This is a genomic window from Rhizomicrobium sp. (assembly GCA_037200385.1).
Lineage (GTDB): Bacteria > Pseudomonadota > Alphaproteobacteria > Micropepsales > Micropepsaceae > Rhizomicrobium.
This window is the reverse complement of record JBBCGL010000001.1, coordinates 3,715,709-3,730,840: the sequence shown is the minus strand read 5'-3', so window position 1 is coordinate 3,730,840 and position 15,132 is coordinate 3,715,709. Positions and strand designations below refer to the sequence as shown.

Below are 15,132 nucleotides of genomic sequence, written 5' to 3'. Positions count from 1 at the left end.
CGCGCGGGCGGCGCCATCCCCGACAATGCGCGGGACAATCCTATGGGACCTGTTCGAGCCGATCCAAATGCATGCGGATATGGGCGGCCTCGGCCGGCGTGCCGGCCAGGGAGATGGCCCGGCCGAAGGCCTCGCGGGCTTCCAGGGCCCGGCCGAGTTGGAGCAGCAGCGCACCCTGCAGGCCGTGGAAATGGAAATAGTTGCGCAACGGCGCCGCCAGCGGCGCGATGAGCGCCAGCGCCGCCTCCGGGCCGGCGACCTTGGACACCGCGACGGCGCGGTTGAGCGTGACCACCGGCGACGGCTGCAGGCGCTCGAGACTGGCATAGAGCAAGGCGATCTGCGCCCAGTCGGTATCGGCAGGCGCAGCGGCCCGCCCATGCAGGGCGGCGATGGCCGCCTGGATCTGATAGGCGCCGGGACGCGCGTGGCGCATCGCTTTGTCGATCAGCGCGAGGCCTTCGGCAATGGCTTGCCCGTTCCAGCGTGTGCGATCCTGGTCGTCGAGCAGCACGATGGCGCCGGCCGCGTCGAAGCGCGCCGCATGGCGCGCATGCTGGAGCAGGAACAGCGCGAGGAGACCCATGATCTCCGGCTCCGCCGGGAACAGGGCGAGCAGGAGACGGGCGAGACGGATCGCCTCTTCGCAGAGCGGCGCGCGCACCTCGCTCTGCACCGCATCGGCCGCGGAATAACCTTCGTTGAAGACGAGATAGAGCATCGTCGCGACCGCGGCGAGGCGTTCGGCGCGTTCGATCGGACTGGGCGCCTCGAAGGAGGCGCCGCGCCTTGCGATACGCGCCTTGGCACGGGTGATGCGCTGCTCCACCGCCGCCTCGGAGGCGAGGAAGGCGCGCGCGATCTGCTTCACCGTGAGGCCGCTGACGATGCGCAGGGCGAGCGCGATCTGCTGCGTGTCCGGCAGGTCGGGATGGCAGCAGACGAACAGCAGGCGCAGGATGTCGTCGCGGTAGTCGGCATTGTCGAGGCGCTCGGCCAGCGGGGCCTCCACATCGTCGATATCCGAGATGCGGTCCTCATCGGGGAGCGACTCGAGCCGGCTCGTGCGGCGGACCCTGTCGATGCCGGCGTTGCGACCCACCATGATCAGCCAGGCGGCGGGATCGCGCGGCGGACCATTGCGCGGCCAGCTCTTCAGGGCGCGCAGCGAGGCTTCCTGGAAAGCCTCTTCGGCGGCGTCGAGATTGCGGAAATAGCGGAGCAGCGCGCCGACCGCCTGGGGACGGGCAGAGGTCAATGCCACGTCGAGCCAGGCCAGGTCGCTCATCCGGGAAGCGTTCCCTTGTCGAACATCAGCAGCGGACGGATCTCATGAGCGCCGCCCGGATTGACCGCGCCCAATTCGCGCGCGAAGCCGAGCGCCTCTTCCAGATCGGCGCAATCGACGACGTAGAAGCCGAGCAATTGCTCCTTGGTTTCGGCGAAAGGGCCGTCGAGCACCAGCGGCGTGTCGCCCTTGCGCAGCGTGATGGCGGCGGTCGTCGGCATCAGACGCGCGACGGGGCCGAGCTTGTTGACCTTGGACAGGCGCGCCTGCACCGCGGCGAGGTCGGCCATGACCTTGTCCTCCTGCGCCTTGGACCAGGAGAAGACGGCGTTCTCGGAATTGTAGCAGAGGATGGCGTAGAGCATCGGAAGACCTCGTTCGATCCAAGGACGGGCCGGTATGCCCGACGCCGACAGCGGGGCGGAATTTGTTGCACCCCAAATTGTGGACCGCGGCGGCGCGAAGACCCCAACCGATTGATCATTGTTTGCACGCGCCGGCCTTTGCGACGGCCCAGGCAAAGAAAAAGGCCGCGGATCGCGCCGCGGCCTTTTTCCAAACGGTTCGCGCCGGTCTCAGCGCGAATAGAATTCGACGATCAGATGCGGCTGCATCTGGCTCGCGTAGGGCACGTCCGACAGCTTGGGCGTGCGCAGCAGCTTGGCCGTCATCTTGTCATGGTCGACGCTGACATAATCGGGCGTGTCGCGCTCGGCGCTCTTGGTCGCCTCGAGCACCAGCGCCATCTCCTTGGCCTTGGGCGACAGCTCGATCGCATCCTTGTCGCTCACCTGGTAGGAGGCGATGGTGACGCGGCGGCCATTGACCTTCACATGGCCGTGGCTGACGAGCTGGCGGGCGGCGAAGGGCGTCGGGACGAACTTGGCCCGGTAGACGACGGCGTCAAGACGGCGCTCGAGCAGGCCGATCATGTTCTCGCCGGTGTCGCCCGGACGGCGCGAGGCCTCCGTGTAATACTTGCGGAACTGGCGCTCCGTGATGTTGCCGTAATAACCCTTGAGCTTCTGCTTGGCCTGGAGCTGGGTGCCGTAGTCCGACAGCTTCTTGGCGCGGCGCTGGCCGTGCTGGCCCGGGCCGTAGGAGCGCTTGTTGACCGGGCTCTTGGGACGGCCCCAGATGCTCTCGCCCATGCGGCGGTCGATCTTGTACTTGCTTTCAGCGCGCTTGCTCATGCTTCGTCCGGATTTCGAGTTTGCGGAATGGGTCCGCGAAGGCGGCGCACTATAGTCAGGGACTTCGCCCTGTCAACGGCCGGAAAATCCGGCTTAAGCCTTGGAAATATTTGGCTTTCTGCCTGACGCTCAACCGGAGATTGAATCTATTTTCCGCGCCGGTAGGCCAGAATCTGGACGATCAGCGCCAGAACACCGATCACGAATCCGCCGGCGGTCAGGAAAAAGCTCAAGGCATGACCGTGCATCGGCGGGCTCGGCGCTTGCGGCGAGGGCAAGATTACCGGCGGCGCAAGGTGGCGGCAAGGCGGCTTGACGCGACAGCGCCAAGCGCACCAGTTTGCCCGCTTCCAGGCCCCGTGGCGGAATCGGTAGACGCACCGGACTTAAAATCCGTAGCTGCGAAAGCGGCGTGTCCGTTCGAGTCGGACCGGGGCCACCAGTCTTCGCTGCGCAGCGACGGAGACTGCCGTGCCGAAGCCGCCGTTTACAGCCCCGATTCACTGCGCCCGTCATCGGCTTCCGCCATTGTCCAGGCCAAGGTCAGCAGCGAAATGCCCGCCGTCACCAGAAGCAGGGTGACCGCCGACGCGGATCGTTCGCCCGACAGCCAATCGCGCCAGCCGATACGAAGGAGCGGCGAAGACAGCAGGCTTAACCAGCAGACAGTCACGCCCGCCACGACTCCCGCCGCCAACGGCCACGCAGGGTCGTGGCGCCGGGGCGGCAAGCGTTGCATCACGCCATCGCAAAAACCTTCGTCAGGCACCGGTCCTTCGAACCGTTCCAGCAGCAGGGCATCGACGGGATCGTCTTCGCGTTCGCTCATGATGGGTATTCCTTTCGCTCCGTCTCTTGCCAGTCCGCGAGCAGCGCGCGCAATTTCGCCTTGCCCTGCGCCGCATGGGTTTTCACCGTGCCGAGCGGCATCGCCAGCACATAGGACGTCTCGCTGTGGCTCATGCCCAGCTGAACGCAATGCAGCAGCACCGTCTGCTCGGCGGCGGACAGGCGTTGCATCGCGCTCTCGATATCCAGATGCAGATCCATCGCCTGCGGCGCTTCCGCCTGTAGGCCGGCGCCGTGGTCGTCGGCGTCGGATGACCATGACGGCTTGCGGCGCGCCTGAAGAAAGCAGGTATAGGCGATCCGGTGAAGCCAGGTGGAGAACCGTGCGTCGCCCCGGAACTGATGGAGCTTTCGCCAGGCCAGCAGAAATGTCTCCTGCGCCAGATCGTCGGCCCGGGCATGATCGCCCTTCAGCAAGCGGCGCAATTGGGCGCGCACCAATCCCTGGTAGCGTCGCAGCAGCTGTTCAAACGCGCGCCGATCGTCCGCCAGCAGCACACGGACCACCAACGCCTGATCGACACGCGCTTGGGCGGCGCTGTCAGTCACCCATGCCACCGCGCCGGTTCAGCCACCAGCTTGCGAGATAGCCCAGGCCTGTCATCAAAGGCAGCAGGCCGAGACCCCACAGGCTGCCGACGCTCTGGCCCTTGTCGAATTGCAGCGGCAGCGCCAGGAACACCGCGATCACCCCAAGTCCGCCGCTCATCAGCACCAGCGCCCTGCGAAGGTCGGAGTGCACGGCATGGGGATCGGCAAGCAGCTCGGGGGGCAGCGTCACGTTCTTGTCGGCGAGCTGCAACAACATCCGGTAGCGCGCCTGCGTCTGCAGATAGCGGTATCGCAACAGGACGAGAATGGCGGCCACCGGGGCCAACATGACCATGAAGGGGATGAAGATTTCTGGTGCCATAGCGATGCTCCTGGAAAGTTGGCTCGAATTTCAGATGAATCGACTTGCTGTGCAGCCGCGCCGCGTCACGGCTTCGCGCCCTCGGCGGCGAGCAGGTCGGCGACGCGTTCGGCCAGCAGCATTGCCGTCTGCGAGTCGCCTTCGTTGCTCGTGACGGCGACCGCGGCGCCGGTTTCCCATACGATGGCGAGGTCCGCGTTCATGCCGTCCGCGCCGCCGGCATGTCCACGGATATGGCGGCCATGCGACGGGCGGTCACCGAAGCCCGCGGCGTATCCGCCCGGCCCTGCCGGCACCTCGCCGTCGAACATCTTTTGCAGCGTTTCGCGCTTCATCAGCTTGGCATCGCGCAGCGCCGCGGCAAACCGCAGGAGATCGGTGTTGGTGGAATAACCGCCGCCGGCCGGGCTTCCCTTGAAGGGCAGCGTCATCGCGTTCGCTTTCCAGGCGGTCGCGAATACGCCGTCGTGGAAATATCCGGTCGCAAGGCGCGGCGTGACATCCTCCTGGCTGTCGAACCCGCTGGAGGTCATGCCGGCCGGCGCGAACACATGGCGCTGGATGTAATCGAAATAGTTTTCGCCGGAAGCCTTTTCGACGATGCGGCCCAGCAGGATGTAGCCGGCATTGCTGTAATTCCAGTCGCCGCCGGGCTCACCGGCTTTGGGCTGGCGGGCGATCAGATCCAGATAGTCGCCCGGATCGACGAACTTTTGGCGATTCTGAAAGAACTCCGGAACGAAGAAATCGCCGAGACCCGCGGTGTGGTGCAGGAGTTGCCAGACTGTGATCTTCCGCGCCGTGTCCTGATCCGGATATTCGGGCACCAGCTGGGCCAGCGTGGAGTCCCACGACAGCTTGCCAGCGTCGACAAGCTGGGCGATGGCGACGGCGGTGAACATCTTGTCCATCGAACCGATGTGGAAGCGTGTCTGGCGGGTGGCGACGGTGCCGAAATTGCGCTCGGCCGCGCCGCGGCATTCGTCGAAAATCGTGGCGGCGCCGTCGGAGACGGTCAGGCAGCCGGAGAAATCGGACGCGCGCACCAAGTGATCCAGGGCGTCGTGCGCAAGGCGCGCGATTTGCGTATGCGGCACGGCCTCTTTCGGCCAGGCGGCGTAGAGCGCGGGATCGTCAACCGGCACCAGGCCCGCGACCGCCAGCTTGCCGGGCTGCGCCGGATCGGGGGCCAGGAAGAGGGCCGCCCGCTGCCCGGTGCGGCGCGCCTTGATCGTGACGGCGATCATCCCCGGCCCTTGTTCGCGCACATCGACCAGATCCACTCCGCCGCTGTCGCGCGCCGCGGATGCCAGGCCCTTCAGGAAGTCTGCCCTGTCGCCGTCCGGGACCGCGGGCGACAGGATGGACGGTGCCCATAGCTGAATGCGTTCGGCGGTGTCGGCATTGATGTGCTGGATCAGCGCGCCGCCCAGCTTGCCCGCGGTGCTGTCGGGCAGCGTGGTCGATAGCGAAGCGGCCATCGCAGTGGACGCAGAAAGAGCCATGGAGAACGCGAATACCGGTGCGCGCAGGCGGCTGCCCGGTTTCGTCTGGACGCAAAAGCGCATGGTCGATAATCCCTCGGTTGCCGCAGCGTGCATGGCTGCGGCTTCGAAGGGTTAGATGCATCCCTCGACCGAATTGGATGGATGGAGTCGATTCTGATTCAGGTCCCTCGGCGCTCCGGCGCGGCCCGGTGGGGCATTCGCTTATCACAAAGACATTTATTCTAATGAAAACAACGTGTTGGCTTCCTCGCCGGACTTAAGATTTACAGCCGCAAAAGCGGGTGTCCGTTCGAGCCTGACCGGGCACCAGTCCCCTCCGGGCTGCCGCCGGGATGGCGCGCGACTCGCAAAGATCCGGCTGAACTCAGACCCGTCATTCCAATCCTGATTTCCACCAATATTTCTGTTTGTTCTTATAATACTGTATTACACTGCCTCAGAGACGTTGCGTTTCCTGCTCTCATCTTTCGGGGGATTCGCCATGGGCTGGTTTCGCAGATCTCTGTTCGCTGTTGCATTGCTTGCGCCGCTGGGGGTGCTGCTCGCCGGACCGGCGGCCGCCGCCGCGCCGGCCAAGCCGCATGCGGCCGTCTTCAAGGGCAAGAACGCCGCGCGGGCCGTGCGGCCGCATCAGATGGCCATGCCGGTGCGGGCGGCCGCGCCGGTCACGCCCGGCTGCGCCTATCAGGACATCGACCTCCAGAAATACGGCATGCAGCCCTTCGCCGACGCCCCGGTGATCCGCTCGGACGCGAACCATGTGCTGACCGCGACGCTCGCCATCGCCTATACCGATCCCGCGACGACGTCGATCGCCGGCTGCCCGGTGCATCTGCGCACCTATAACGGCCAGCTCATCGGCCCGACGCTGCGCGTCCGGCCCGGCGACACGATGAAGATCACGATCCGCAACGACCTGCCGCGCGAGGCAATGCCTTGCCCGATGGCGCACTCCAACACGATGCAGGCGCTGAACACGACCAACCTGCACACCCACGGGCTGCATGTCTCGCCGTCCGGCAACAGCGACAACGTCTTCATCGAGATCTGCCCGGGCACGTCGCAGGATTACGATATCCACGTGCCGCTCGACCATCCGGCGGGGACCTTCTGGTATCACGCGCATGTCCATGGCTCGACCGCGGTGCAGGTCTCGAGCGGCATGGAAGGTGCGCTGATCGTCGAGGGCGGGCTCGACGACGTGCCGGCCATCCGGATCATGAAGGAGCGCATCTTCCTGATGCAGCAGATCTCCTACAACGAGCAGGGCGAGATCGAATCCCTGACGCAGTTCAGCCCCGGCAGCTGGGCCGATTCCAAGCGCGTCATCACGGTGAACGGCCAGATCGCGCCGGTCGTGACGATCGCGCCCGGCGAGATCCAGCACTGGCGCTTCATCCATGGCGGCGTGCGCGAGACCATCAAGATGTACCTGCAGGGCAGCGGCATGCCGCTGAACGAGGTAGCGACCGACGGCAACACGCTCGGCCGCATCGACGCGTGGAGCACGCCGCTCGAGTTCGATCCGGGCTATCGCAGCGATATCCTGTTCAAGGCGCCGAGCCAGGCCGGCCGCTACTATCTGACCAGCGCGCCGCTGACCGGCCTGCAGCTGCTGGAGACGCGGCTGCCCTCGCCGGCGCTCCACGGCAAGAAGGTGAGCGCGGACCTGTTCGCCGCAAAGCTGACGGCGGTCCTCAACCAGGTGCAGCCCGCCAATGTGATCGCGGTGATCGACGTGCGCGGGCCGTTCACGATCATGCCCATGCCGACCAATGCGGAGCTGGCACCGCTTGCGCCCTACAAGACGATCACCGACGGCGATCTCAACGGGGCGCCGCAGAACGTCGCCTTCTCGATCGAGAACATGGTGTGCGCCGGTCCGGGGCCGTGCACGCCCTGCACCTCAGGTCCGACCTGCGACATCCGGTTCATGGTCAACGACTACCCTTACCCCACCGGACCGGTGCGGCAGATGAAGCTCAACACCGCCTCGCAATGGACGCTGACGGTGGCGCCGACCTCGCTGGCGCTGACGCATCCCTTCCACATCCACGTCAATCCGTTCGAGATGAAGCGGCCCGGACCGGACGGACAGCCCGAGATCGTGTGGAAGGATACGGTGCTGGTGCATCAGGGCACGCCGATCCCGGTGCGCAGCCGCTACACCGAATTCACCGGCGCCTTCGTCCTGCACTGCCATATCCTCGACCATGAGGACCAGGGCATGATGCAGAAGGTCGAGATCGTTCCCTGATCGGCGCAGGCGGAGCGCCTTTCAGGGCGCTCCGCCACGCAGCAGGACGATCTCGAGCGGACGATGCGGCTGGTGCCGCGAGGCGTGGACCGCGACGGTTATGCGCTCCTCCCAGGCCCGGCGCACGATCGCCAGGACGCGCGGCTCGCTGCTGTCATAGCGGTGGAATTCGCCGGCCTCGGTCTCGATGACGAACGCCTCGAAGTCGCCGAAATGGTTGAAGACCAGGGCGTCGATCTTGCCGGTGACGGCGAGCCTCTCCAGTTCGTGCAGCGGATGGCCGTCCTGTGAAGCCGGTTCGCCGTGCCCGGTCGGATAGGCCGGCGTCTTGCCGGCGCCGCCGATGAGCGTCAGGCCCGGCCATGTTCCATCCGGCGTCGGCGGCACCGAAGCCGGATCGCCGCCCAAGCCCTCGAAGCGCGCCGCCAGCACGTCGAGATAGCGCTTGAAGACGGGATACCAGCGGCTGTTCGCGGACAGCGCCGCGGCGCGCCAGCGCAGGATCGACAGGATGCGCGCCTCCGGCACCAGCATGTCGGCCTTGGTGCTGACGGGAATCGCGATCTGGAAGCCGCCATAGACCTTGCGCCAGTCCGCGCGCGGCGCGGCGCTCTTCGCCCCGAGCCGTGCCTCGAAGATCTCGGCGCGCGCCTTGCGCGCCTCGTGCGAGCGGCCGCTTGGCGCGTCGGCGGCCTTTGCAGTCAGAGCAGCGGCTGCGACGGCCTGCAGGCCGGCCGTCGTGATCTGGCGGAGCGCGACGTCGAAGCGTTGGCCTTTGACGATGCCGGCGGGAAGGTCGAGCGTGAACAGGCCGGCGAAATTCGCCAGCCCTGCGGTCGGAAGCGGGACATAGGTGATGCCGCCGACCGGGACCTGCAGCGTGTGCGCGTCGAGCGCGGCGAGGCCGTGCGTCGCGTACATCTTGCCCGCGAGCGCCACGACATCGGCGGCCGCCACGGCGGGAAGATACAGCGCGGCCGTCGCGCCACGCGGGACGTTGCGCCAATCGATCATCAACTCGTCGGGCCGGTGCGTCCCGTCGAGACCGACCGGCGAGGGCCGCACCTCGAAGGTGTGCGTCGCGGTGCGCGAGCTCGGCGTGCCGGGATTGGCGACGGTCGTGTAGGCGATATTGCGCTGCGCCAGCTTGTCGGAATTTCCGGGATTGGAATTGTTGGGGATCGGCGCGCCGTCGAACACGATCTCCGCTCCCAGGCATTGATGCACGCCAGCCAGCAGCGCGGTGAGGATGGGCTGCAAGGGGCCGCTATAGGGCCCGTCGCGATGCGCCTGGCCGACCGGCGTCGCAGGAAAATAGCCCGTCGTCTGGTTGGTATCGAGCCAGGCGCCGTAGAAGAACTGCTTCTCGCCGCCGCCCGGCACCAGGTTCTTGGCGTTCAGGTCGTCATGCTGTGTCGTCATGTTATTGCCGGTCGCCGTATTCGTCGCGCGCACCGCCGCGAAGCAGGGCAGCGAGAGATACTCCGAGCCATCGGCGCTGATTCCGACCAGCGGGACCTTGCGGCCGCCCGTGCCGCCCGTCGCGAACTGCGCATAGCCGAGCGTCGGGTTGCCCGAGCCGTCGGTCTGATAGGTGAGCGCGGCCGTGGTCGGCGCCTGGAAGACGCGGAAGAACACCCGCGCCGGGTTGGCGGGCAGCGAGACGCCGTTCAGCCGGACCCGCGCCAGCGCGAAATTGAAGATCGACTTGCCGTCGGTGGTTTGCGTGGTGAGGCTGAGCGCCGAGGTGTTCTCGTCCGTCGGCAGGGCGTCGAACTGGGACGGCGTCATGCTCGCCATGGCGTTCTGGATGAAGATGCGGGCGTCGGCGGCGGTATGGCCGAGCACGAAGCCGAACGGCGCCTCCCCCTCGATCACCTTGAAGACGCGCAGGTCCGAGCTCAGATAGCCGACGGTGTTGCCGTTGGCATAGTTCGAGAAATAGGGATCGGCATCGGTGATCAGCTCGATCTGCGCCATCGCCGGCGCAGGCGCGGGGCTGACGCCGAGCGCTGCGGCGATCGTCAGCACCTTGGCGCCGCCGGCGAAGTTGAACACCGTCAGGTCGGTGAAGGTCGCGCGGTAGACGAACGTGAAGCGCTGCACCCGCGCCGGCAGCGTCGCATCGTCCGAGGAAACGCCGATGGCGGTGAAGGTGATGCCGGCCCCGCCCGCCGGTGTCGGGATGTGCGGCGCCCAGTTCGCGAGCTTGGCCAGTTGCGCCGCCGTGGGCGCCGCCGGATCGATGAGCTCGTCGAGCGGACCGCCCGGAAAATCGGCCGGGGCCAGGCCGTCGACGATGACGTAGAGCGCCGAATCGAAGCGGCCCATCGGATGGGCCTGCGCCTCGTCCTTGCCGTAGGTGCTCTTGTCGATCACCAAGGTCAGCGTGCGCACCGGGCGGGCGAGCCAGGCAACGGTGTTGTTGAAGAAGGCGCTCATGTCGGCGAGCATGCCGGGCGTGCCGTTGAAGCCGGCATGGGTCTCCGCCGAATTGCCGCCGCCGAGATCGCCGCCTTCCGGATCGCCGATCAGGTTGATGTCGAGCAGGTGATGGAAGGATCCGTCGGTCACGACGCGCCCGACGCCGGCCTTCCATCCGTCATAGGTGCAGAGTATCCCGATGGGCGGATGGACCGCGGTATCGCTGTTGTCGTTTCCGCCGCTGGGGCCGGTGAAGTTGGGCGAATTGACCGTGGTGTGCCCGGGGATCACCGTGCCGGTCGCGAGCAGCTTGGGGGCCTCGAGCGGCTGCGCCGGCAGAGCGGGATATTCCGGCCGCGGCGCCGATCCGAGGAAACTGTAGGTCGCGGAGGTCGTCCAGGGCACGACGGTCATGCCCTCATGCATGTGGTCGGGATAGCGGTTCAGCACGCCGCTCGGCACCTGCAGGATGGGATGGGTGGAATCGTGCACCTGCAGCGGCTGCGGCACGCGGTCGGACTGGCTGTCGAAGAAGAAGCCGCCGCCCACCGAGGGCTGGAGCGTATCGGCGCGCTGCGGACCCAGCACCGTCCAGTTCGCCTGGCCGCCGGGCGGCACGTCGGCGGGAATCGCCGAGACGTCCCAGTACCAGTTGCGCATCGTGCGCAGGCGCGGGATGCGGCCGCACATCTGCGAGCCGATGCTCTCGTGATCGCCCGTCGCGAAGACGCCGCCGCCGCCATCCATGAAATGCGCGATCGCGAGCAGCTCGTCGTCGCCGATCGGGCTGCCGCCATCGGTGCTGCCGAGACCTTCGTCGCCGATCAGCCAGAGCACGTCGAACTGGGTGAGATCGGTGGCGGCGAAATTGAATGCGGGGAAGTCGAGCGGCGCGCCCAACGGATCGGCCGGCTTGCGGTACGCGGTCTTCACCTGGAAGGCCGGATTGGACTTGAGCGCGCCCACCAGGAAGGAGATCGTGAACTGCTCGTTCGGCTGTACGCCCGCGAAGCTGAAGCGGTCGCCGTCGCACACGATGAGAACGCGCGTCGTCATGGAATCCTCCTCCGGAATTTCTCGGTTTCACAGCACTGGAACGCCGAGCGCAGGCATGCTGCCGACATTGCCGGCAGGCCGCACGAATAAGACTACAAATGAAATACGGGAAATGCGCACCCGTTACGCGTTCTACTATGGTATCAATATATCGCAATTACTTGATGGAGGCGAGCCAATACTTTGGATCGCCTCCGAGAACTTCACAAGGCGCGCCCTACCAGACGCGGACGCGGTGCGCCGGATCGAGATAGAGCTTCTGGTCGGGCGTGACGGCGAAGGCGTCGTACCAGCCGTCGATATTGCGCACCGCCTGCGCGCGATACATCGCCGGCGCATGGCCGTCGGTCAGGACCTGCTCGCGCAGCGCCGCATCGCGCGTCGCCTGCTGCCGGGTCTGGGCATAGGCGAGGAAGAAGCGCTGCTCGCCGGTGAGGCCGTCGATCACCGGCGCCGGCTTGCCGCCGAGCGAGGCGCGCCAGCCGTCAAACGCGGCCGACAGGCCCGCGACGTCGGCGATGTTCTCGCCCAGCGTCTGGTTGCCGTTCACGGTCACGCCGGGAAAGGGGCTGTACTGCGAATACTGCGCCGCCAGGCGTTGTGCCGAGTCGCGGAAATGCGCGAAATCGGCGGGCGTCCACCAGTCGATCAAGCGGCCCTGGGCATCGAACTGGCTGCCCTGGTCGTCGAAGCTGTGGCTGATCTCGTGGCCGATGATCGAGCCCATCGCGCCGTAGTTGAAGGCCGGATCGGCCGCGGCATCGAAGAAGGGCGGGTCGAGGATCGCAGCGGGGAAATTCAGCGCGTTCTGCAGCGGCAGGTTCACGGCGTTCACGGTCTGCGGCGTCATGCACCAGGTGCTGCGATCCACCGCCGTGCCGAGCAGCGCGATGTTGCGGCGGTACTCGAACGCCTCCGAACGCTGCTGGTTGCCGAGCGCATCGCCGCGCACGACGGAAAGCTTGCCGTAGTCGATCCATCTGTCGGGATAGCCGATGCCGACATAGAGCGTCGTGAGCTTGGCCTTCGCCCTGGCCTTGGTCGCCGGGCTCATCCAATCGAGCGCGTCGATGCGGCGGCCGAAGGCGGCCTTGATGTTGTCGACCATCGCCTGCGCCTCGGTCTTGAAGGCCGGCGGAAAATAACGCGCGGCATAGAAGCGGCCGACCGCCCAGCCGAGCGCGGCGTTGGTGGCGGACACCGCGCGCTTCCAGCGCGCCTGCTGCTGCGGCGTGCCCGACAGCGTCGCACCGTAGAACGCAAAGCGCTCCTCGGCGAAGGCCTTGGGCAGCAGCCCCGAATAGTGATTGAGGACGTGGAAGGCGAGATAGTCCTTCCACACGGCCAGCGGCGTATCGCCGACCGCGGCGGCGACGCCGGGGACCGCGCCCTGCTGCCAGACCGTGATGGTCTGCTGGTGGCCCAGCGAAGCGCCCGCGAAGAACGCGTCCCAATCGAGGCCGGGCGCCTTGGCCGCGAAGTCGGCACGGCTCCAGCTGTTGTTGGCCTTCAGCACGTCTTCGCTGTCGGCGCGGGAGCCCTGGATCTGCGCGATGCGGGTCTCCAGCGCCACGACGGCCTTGGCGCGCGTCTCCGCGTCGGCGAACCCGGCGAGGGTGAGGAGCTTCACGACATGCGCCTGATAGGCCGCGAGGATCTGCAGACTGTTGGGATCGCCGGCGACGTAATAGGAGCGGTCCGGCAGGCCGAGGCCGCCCTGCAGGAGATAGGCGGTGTAATGATCGGGATCGCCGAAGCCCGGCGCGACCCACAGGCCGAAGATGTTCTCGGTGTAGAAATTGGTGTTATTCAACGCGTCGACGTCGGCGCGCACCGAGCCGCCGAGGGCGCCGGCCAGTTCGTGCTTGTCGGCGATCGCGGCGATGGCATCGAGCTCGGATTTCACGGGTGCAAGGCCCTTCGCCTCGATCCCCGCCTCGTCCATGACGCTGGCATAGAAGTCGGCGATCTTCCGCGCGTCCGTGCCGGGCGCGGCTTTCTTCTTCGCGATCGCGGCGATCAGATCGGCGGTGCGCTTGGCGGCCTTGTCGCGCAGGGTCGAGAACGAGCCCCAGGCGGCCTGATCGGGCGGGATCACCGCCGTCTTCAGCCAGGCACCATTGGCGTAGAGATTGAAATCGTCGCCGGGCCGGACGGCGGTGTCCATGTTGGCGCGCTGCACGCCATGCGGTTCGGCGGAGGGTGCTGCGGCCAGCGCCGCGGCACAAGCGAGCGGAAGAGCGAAGAGGATGGAACGCAGCGCCATGGATTTCCCCCGTCGACGGTCCGCGTGGGCGCGGAACATATGTTTCGGGAGTCGTCCTAGCACAGCCGGACGGCGGCCACGATCACAGCCGCGTGGGCGGCAGAAACAAAGAAGGGCTGCCCCGTGGGGGACAGCCCTTCCATTGTCTTACTGCGGTCCGTGAAGGCCGCAAGGGCGTCGCTTACGCGAAGCTGACCTCACCAGAGGCGAGGATCCAGGTCGCGGCTTTCGACGTCCGCAGGTAATGACAATGAGACACTGGATCACCTCCTTTCAAAGATTGTTGCGTCGCGAGATATAGGGCAATCCGGCCGATATTGTAAGGGGCACGAATGCAACAGCCCGGTGAAATGGCGATGAAGGGGCCTTGAGCGGCGGCGGCGGCCGGGCGAGTTTGCGCTCCGTTCCTTGGGTTGCGCCGCATGAACCGAATCATCCTTGCACTCTGCGCGTTGTTGTTTGCCGGCAGCGCCCACGCGGCCGGCGACGCGCCGGTTGCAGCACCGCCGGTCGCGGCGCCCACCGCCGAGACGCCTGCGCATGTCGCGCTGTGGAAGGTGAGCGGCAAGGCGAGCACCGTCTATCTGCTCGGGTCGGTCCATCTTCTGTCGCCGACCCTGCAATGGCGCGATGCGCGGATCGACAAGGCGATCGGCGAGGCCGATGCGTTCTTCTTCGAGACCGCGCTCGACCAGGATGCGATCAAGCAATATGTCGCGGCGAGGGGCACGCTGCCGCCCGGCCAGTCGCTGCGCGCCATGCTGCCGCCGGACTCGCAGAAGGATCTCGACGACGACATGGTCCTGCTCGGCATGCCGGAGGCAGCGATCGACGGACGGCGCCCCTGGCTCGCGGGCCTTGCCATGATCGGCATCAAATACATGAAGACCGGCCTGTCGGCGCAGGCCGGAGTCGATCTGGCGGTCATCGCCGAGGCGCAGGCACGCGGCAAGCCGCTGCGCTATTTCGAGACCGCGGGGCAGCAATTGGCGCTGCTGGCGCCGGACGACCCGAAACTGGAGCTCGAGTCCTTCGAGATGCTGCTGAAGGACTTCAAGAGCGAGACGGACGACGTCGGGCCGATGGTCGAGGCCTGGGCCGCAGGCGACACCGCCACGCTGGACAAGCTTTTCAACAAGGGTTTCGACAATCATCCCGTCGCGCGCAAGGCCGTGCTCGACGACCGCAACAAGGCCTGGGTGGATGTCCTCAAGAGCGTGCTCGACACGGAGAACGGCACGTTCTTCGTGACCGTCGGCGCCGGCCATCTGGTGGGAAGGCGCGGCGTCCCGGTCCTGCTCGGCCATGCGGGCTATAGGGTCGAGCGGCTTTAAGCGCGGACTTGGAACTGTGCGGCGGCGGCGAGCGGCGCCTCGTC

Annotated in this window: 11 protein-coding genes and 1 tRNA gene; 3 read left to right on the top strand and 9 right to left on the bottom strand. The window is 66.6% G+C overall.

The features are described from left to right. Positions 1-40: 40 nt before the first annotated feature. From WDM91_17850 to rpsD, 3 genes are all read right to left on the bottom strand, one after another. The gene (locus tag WDM91_17850) at positions 41-1,288 is read right to left on the bottom strand and encodes an RNA polymerase sigma factor (GenBank protein ID MEI9996465.1); all 1,248 of its coding nucleotides are present in this window, start codon (positions 1,286-1,288) and stop codon (positions 41-43) included. Next, on the bottom strand, positions 1,285-1,653 hold the full coding sequence (locus WDM91_17845) for a YciI family protein (GenBank protein MEI9996464.1): 369 nt from the start codon (positions 1,651-1,653) through the stop codon (positions 1,285-1,287). Before WDM91_17845 ends, WDM91_17850 begins: the two co-directional genes overlap by 4 nt. A 210-nt stretch (positions 1,654-1,863) precedes the next feature. Continuing rightward, positions 1,864-2,481: a 30S ribosomal protein S4 gene (gene rpsD, locus WDM91_17840; protein MEI9996463.1), complete on the bottom strand. Its 618-nt coding sequence runs from the start codon at positions 2,479-2,481 to the stop codon at positions 1,864-1,866. A 353-nt stretch (positions 2,482-2,834) separates the two neighbouring features. On the opposite strand from rpsD, the gene WDM91_17835 reads away from it, so the two are divergent. Next, positions 2,835-2,923: transfer RNA gene (locus tag WDM91_17835), tRNA-Leu, on the top strand. Between the two features lie 45 nt (positions 2,924-2,968). Here the strand turns inward: WDM91_17835 and WDM91_17830 are convergent. The 4 genes from WDM91_17830 to WDM91_17815 all read right to left on the bottom strand — a co-directional run bounded on the left by WDM91_17830 (position 2,969) and on the right by WDM91_17815 (position 5,748). Continuing rightward, positions 2,969-3,310 (bottom strand): hypothetical protein, encoded by a 342-nt coding sequence (locus WDM91_17830; protein MEI9996462.1) that lies wholly within the window; start codon positions 3,308-3,310, stop codon positions 2,969-2,971. Then, positions 3,307-3,828, bottom strand: coding sequence for a sigma-70 family RNA polymerase sigma factor (locus WDM91_17825; protein ID MEI9996461.1), 522 nt, complete (start codon positions 3,826-3,828; stop codon positions 3,307-3,309). Before WDM91_17825 ends, WDM91_17830 begins: the two co-directional genes overlap by 4 nt. Positions 3,829-3,871: 43 nt before the next feature. Beyond that, complete coding sequence (locus WDM91_17820; GenBank protein MEI9996460.1) at positions 3,872-4,243, bottom strand: DUF6249 domain-containing protein; 372 nt, start codon at positions 4,241-4,243, stop codon at positions 3,872-3,874. 65 nt (positions 4,244-4,308) lie between these two features. Further along, positions 4,309-5,748, bottom strand: coding sequence for a serine hydrolase domain-containing protein (locus WDM91_17815; protein ID MEI9996459.1), 1,440 nt, complete (start codon positions 5,746-5,748; stop codon positions 4,309-4,311). A 484-nt stretch (positions 5,749-6,232) separates the two neighbouring features. On the opposite strand from WDM91_17815, the gene WDM91_17810 reads away from it, so the two are divergent. Further along, positions 6,233-8,008 (top strand): multicopper oxidase domain-containing protein, encoded by a 1,776-nt coding sequence (locus tag WDM91_17810; protein ID MEI9996458.1) that lies wholly within the window; start codon positions 6,233-6,235, stop codon positions 8,006-8,008. A gap of 21 nt (positions 8,009-8,029) precedes the next feature. Here the strand turns inward: WDM91_17810 and WDM91_17805 are convergent, their stop codons facing one another. Next, complete coding sequence (locus WDM91_17805; protein MEI9996457.1) at positions 8,030-11,488, bottom strand: hypothetical protein; 3,459 nt, start codon at positions 11,486-11,488, stop codon at positions 8,030-8,032. Between the two features lie 217 nt (positions 11,489-11,705). Continuing rightward, a complete protein-coding gene (locus tag WDM91_17800; protein MEI9996456.1) occupies positions 11,706-13,754 on the bottom strand; it encodes a M13 family metallopeptidase in 2,049 nt (682 codons plus the stop codon). Between the two features lie 422 nt (positions 13,755-14,176). Between WDM91_17800 and WDM91_17795 the strand changes: the two genes are divergently transcribed. Beyond that, positions 14,177-15,088, top strand: coding sequence for a TraB/GumN family protein (locus WDM91_17795; protein MEI9996455.1), 912 nt, complete (start codon positions 14,177-14,179; stop codon positions 15,086-15,088). Positions 15,089-15,132: the final 44 nt, after the last annotated feature.